The sequence below is a fragment of the Arcicella sp. GW458-12-2-14-TSB2 genome (assembly GCF_059423785.1).
Genome location: NZ_JBWKYN010000279.1, coordinates 1 through 4,726, shown reverse-complemented (window position 1 = coordinate 4,726; position 4,726 = coordinate 1). Strand labels below are relative to the sequence as shown.

At 37.1% G+C, this 4,726-nt stretch carries 4 protein-coding genes; 3 read left to right on the top strand and 1 reads right to left on the bottom strand.

Annotated features, from left to right (window positions below):
* Nucleotides 1-78: 78 nt before the first annotated feature.
* A complete protein-coding gene (gene lolA1 / locus AC07XN_RS23500; protein WP_494744819.1) occupies nucleotides 79-714 on the bottom strand; it encodes an outer membrane lipoprotein periplasmic chaperone LolA1 in 636 nt (211 codons plus the stop codon).
* A gap of 253 nt (nucleotides 715-967) precedes the next feature.
* On the opposite strand from lolA1, the gene AC07XN_RS23495 reads away from it, so the two are divergent.
* From AC07XN_RS23495 to AC07XN_RS23485, 3 genes are all read left to right on the top strand, one after another.
* On the top strand, nucleotides 968-3,412 hold the full coding sequence (locus AC07XN_RS23495; protein ID WP_494744818.1) for a putative glycosyltransferase family protein: 2,445 nt from the start codon (nucleotides 968-970) through the stop codon (nucleotides 3,410-3,412).
* 160 nt (nucleotides 3,413-3,572) lie between these two features.
* Complete coding sequence (locus AC07XN_RS23490) at nucleotides 3,573-4,376, top strand: inositol monophosphatase family protein (RefSeq protein ID WP_494744817.1); 804 nt, start codon at nucleotides 3,573-3,575, stop codon at nucleotides 4,374-4,376.
* Nucleotides 4,377-4,394: 18 nt separating this feature from the next.
* Complete coding sequence (locus tag AC07XN_RS23485) at nucleotides 4,395-4,568, top strand: FeoB-associated Cys-rich membrane protein (RefSeq protein WP_494744816.1); 174 nt, start codon at nucleotides 4,395-4,397, stop codon at nucleotides 4,566-4,568.
* The last annotated feature ends 158 nt before the right edge of the window (nucleotides 4,569-4,726 follow it).

Below are 4,726 nucleotides of genomic sequence, written 5' to 3'. Positions count from 1 at the left end.
GTGTTATATCTTATAAAAATGAAGACTGAACTATTTCCTAAAGTCATACAGTCCAATATCCTAAAGTCCAAAAGAAACCTATCTCAAATCATTCACCTCAACACCTGGGAATTTACTTTTGTCAAAAACAAAGTATTTATCATCTACAGGTACGTTAGGAACAAAATTGTTTACTTTGAATGTCTGGCGTTTACCATTTTTGTCGGTAATAGTCCAACTTTTCACAGACTTATCTTTTTTATTCAATTTAATTTTCACTTTCGAAACCTGAGTTCCCTTCTTTTCTGGCGAAAGTTCAATTACTTCATACGACTCCGCTCCTTCTTTCGCTTCCTGAATAAACACATAACGATACCCCTTTTTATCGAATGAATAAATTCTTGAAGGGTTTAAATCATTATCCGACGGTTCATAATCAGAAATATTCACTTCATTCGTTTCTTTGATATACGTAGAAACCTCTTTGCCATTGTTATAAATCTCTTGCCCGCCTGTTTTTAAACGATACTTTTGTCCTTTTACCGTAATATTTCCTTGTAAAACCTGACTTGAACCATCCGCACCATACGTAAATGAAGCACTAAATGCTTTCATTGATTTGTACTTTTTCTGCATGGCATCAATAATTACTCCAGCCTTCGAATCTTGAGCTTTTACCCCTACTACAGTAATTATTAGGCAAATGGCAAGTAAAAAAATCTTTTTGTTCATCATTTTGTAATATATTTTAATTTGCTTTCGTTTGGACAAAACAAGTATTGTTTGGTTTAATTAATCGTAATAAAAACACAAAGGTGCTTAAAAAGTTCAAAATTTCAATAAACCATTGCCTCGATTTAACGATTTGCTAACCTTATTTTTTATTAACCCTAATTTAAAGCGGAGTAAGTAGCTTTCATGCAAAATTTCAAATTAGAAACTTTATCTTTGCATACAAGGTAATTTAAGTCCAAATCTTACAAAAAATATGCAGTTTTCATTCAAGAAATTCCTCCCACATTTATACGCAGTCATTGCTTTTGTTGTGCTTGCAGGAATTTATGCCTCTCCGGCCTTACAAGGTAAAAAATTAAAGCAACACGACATCACCATGTCATTGGCTTCTTCACACGAATCTACTGAATTTACCAAAGCAACAGGTATTGTGCCTTGGTGGACAAACTCGATGTTTGGTGGGATGCCTGCCTATATGATTCACGGTGCCTATCCAAACAGCATAGGTTCAACCATTGGTGGGGACGTAATGGGCTTTTTACCCTCGCCTATCAACGTTATTTTCTTAGAGATGCTGGGCATATATATTCTATTAATCGTGTTGGGAGCAAATACTTGGCAATCCATCATAGGTGCCATTGGTTATGCTTTCTGTACGCTTAATATGGTTATTCTACCCGCAGGACATACTTCAAAAGCCATTGCCTTGGCTTATGCTCCGATGGTAGCAGCAGGGGCAGTATTATGCTTCAAAGGCAAGTATTTATTGGGAGGAGCCTTAACAGCACTCTTTATGAGTTTAGAGATTTATGCCAACCACGTACAGATTACCTATTACTTTGCTTTGTTGCTTTTCGGATACGTTATTGTTGAGATAATCAATCATGTAAAGCAAGGAAAAATAAAATCACTCGTCTTTGCTTTATTAGCATTGGGCTTAGGTTCGTTTGTTGGGGTAGCTAACCACACGATGCGCCTTTGGAATAACTACGAATACTCTAAAGAAACCATTCGTGGTAAATCTGAATTAACGAGCAATACACAGTCGAAGGGAGGTTTAGACCGCGATTATGCTTTTAGTTATAGCTACGGCATTGGTGAAACGGGTACTTTATTGATTCCTAATTTTTATGGTGGAACAATGGGCGGAACCTTGGGTGGTAAAAAATCAGAGACCTTAAAAGCTATGGTTAATGCGGGTATTCCAGAAGAGAACGCTTTGCCATTTACTGAAAGAGGGCCAGCCTATTGGGGCGACCAACCTAATGTGGGTGGACCTGTATATGCAGGAGCAATCATTTGTTTCCTTTTTGCTTTGGGTACTTTTTTAGTGAGAGGTTCATTAAAATGGTGGTTAGTAGGCACAGCTGTATTTTTCACGATTCTTGCTTGGGGTAAAAACTTCCCTTTATTAAACTACCCAATGTTCGATTATTTTCCGATGTTTAACAAGTTCAGAGCCATTACCATGATTTTATCGCTTACGCAACTAGCGATGGTAATATTAGGCGTACTTGCTTTAAAACAGATTAGTGATAACAAACCAACGTTTGAAACTATTAAAAAACCATTGATTTATGGTTTGGCATTAACCGCTGGATTATGCGTAATTTTTGCGCTTGTACCAAGTTTGTTTTTTAGTTTCAAATCCCTAAGTGACGAAGGAATGCAAATCACGGGTGATAAGGGCGTTGATGCTCAAATCCTGAGAGGCATTGTGCTAGACCGTGAGTCGTTGATGCGTTCAGATGCTTTCCGTTCGTTAGCCTTTATTCTGTTGGCTGCTGGTTTAATCTGGGCATGGGTTTCAGGCAAAATCAAAGAAGGTATTTTTTATCCTGTTTTAATTTTATTAATCGTAATAGATTTATTCGGAGTAGACAAACGCTATTTTAATAATGACAACTTCGTTTCTAATTCAGAATACGAAGAACTATTTACGCCAACCGCTGCCGACGAGCAAATATTGAAAGATAAAAGTATCTACAGAGTATTTGATGCTGCCGCCGCTGGTGGTTTCAGTAGTGATGCTAAGGCGTCGTATTATCACCAATCTATCGGTGGTTATCATGGGGCTAAATTACGTCGCTATTCAGAAATCATTGAAAACCAGATTGCCAAAAACAATATGCAGGTATTGAATATGCTGAATACAAAGTATTTCATCATGCCAAACCAGCAGACAGGTCAGCCAGTGGCACAGCAAAATCCAGAGGCTTGTGGTAATGCTTGGTTTGTTAATTCATTTAAAATTGTAGCCAATGCCGATGAAGAAATGAAAGCTTTAGATAAGTTTGACCCTAAAGACATTGCTTTCATCGACAAAAGATTTGCTGACCAAGTGGCAAATTTGAAAATTCAGCCAGACAGTGCTGCCAATAAAATTGTGTTGACGTCGTACAAGCCAAATGCTTTAACTTATCAATCAGACGCTAAAACAGAACAATTGGCGGTTTTCTCTGAAATATTCTATCGTGGCAATATAGACTGGAAAGCCTACATAGACGGACAATATAAGCCACACCTAAGAGCAGATTATATCCTTAGAGCGATGGTAGTACCTGCAGGGAAACACACGATTGAGTTTAAATTCGAACCAGAATCAGTTAAAAAAGGAGGAACTGTAGACCTTATTATGTCAATTGTATTGGTAAGCGTTTTGGGCTTAGCAATATTTTTTGAGGTGAAAAAGAAATAGTTTTAGGGTATCGGGTATCAGATTTCGGTTATCGGATTTCATTTTTAAAAATCACCGTAAATCTGCGTATAAAATCTCTGAAAATCAGCGGGTAAAATCAGATTTCATATTTAATAATATAGAACGAGGGGCAGGAAAATAAAGTTAACAAAATAACTCATTGAACTTACAACAACTAACAACAGAAGTAAGCAATTTAACCCGTCAGACGGGAGAATTTGTTAGAAAAGCAGCCTCAGAATTTAGTAAAGACAGTATCGAATACAAAGGGCTGAATGATTTAGTTTCTTATGTTGACAAACAAACAGAAGAGCTTTTAGTAGCGGGGCTTTCTAAAATTGTTCCTGAAGCGGGATTTATTGCAGAAGAAGGCACAGCAGAACAAGCCGAAAATCATGACCTTGCTTGGATTATCGACCCTGTAGATGGCACAACTAATTATATCCACGGCGTGCCTGTTTTTGCTATTTCAATTGCCTTAATCAAAGAAGGTAAGATTGTATTGGGTGTAGTTTACGAAATCAATAGAGACGAATGCTTTAGTGCATGGCTTGGTGGAGGTGCTTATTTGAATGAGAAGCCTATTAAAGTATCTTCTGCCAAAACGCTAGGCGAAAGTTTAATAGCAACAGGTTTTCCATATTATGATTTTGAATTGATGGAAAACTATATTGGTATCTTGAAAGAATTGATGCAAAAATCACATGGACTTCGTCGTTTTGGGGCTGCCGCTGTAGATTTAGCTTATACTGCTTGCGGACGCTTTGAGGGCTTTTTTGAATACAATCTAAAGCCTTGGGATGTAGCCGCTGGCTCTTTAATTGTTCAAGAAGCAGGTGGATTTGTAAAAGATTTTAAAGGTGGCGACGATTTCGTGTTCGGACGTGAACTAATTGCGGGCTGTGGAATGTTTTCTGAATTAGAGGAGGTGATTGTTCGCAATTGGAATATCACAAAGTCTTAACATTAAATAAAGACTATCATGGAAAACGTCATTATTGCTATCATATTTTTAGCTGCTGTAGCATACTTAGGCAATATTGTTATCAAGAATTTCAGCATCAAAAAGAATGCAGGTTGTTCAAAAGGCTGTGGTTCATGCGGTGCAATTGATTTTGATAAAATTGCTGCTGAAATGGAAGCGAAACGGGGATAGAGATATGATGTATTGTATTTGATATAGGGTTCTTGAATTTTTTATATTTAAAAACATGAGTCATCCCGAATTTTAAAATCATAAACATGAGTCATCCCGAATTTTGGGCAAAATTTGTCCACAAGATATTGTGAATGGCTATTCTTATTCTGTAAATC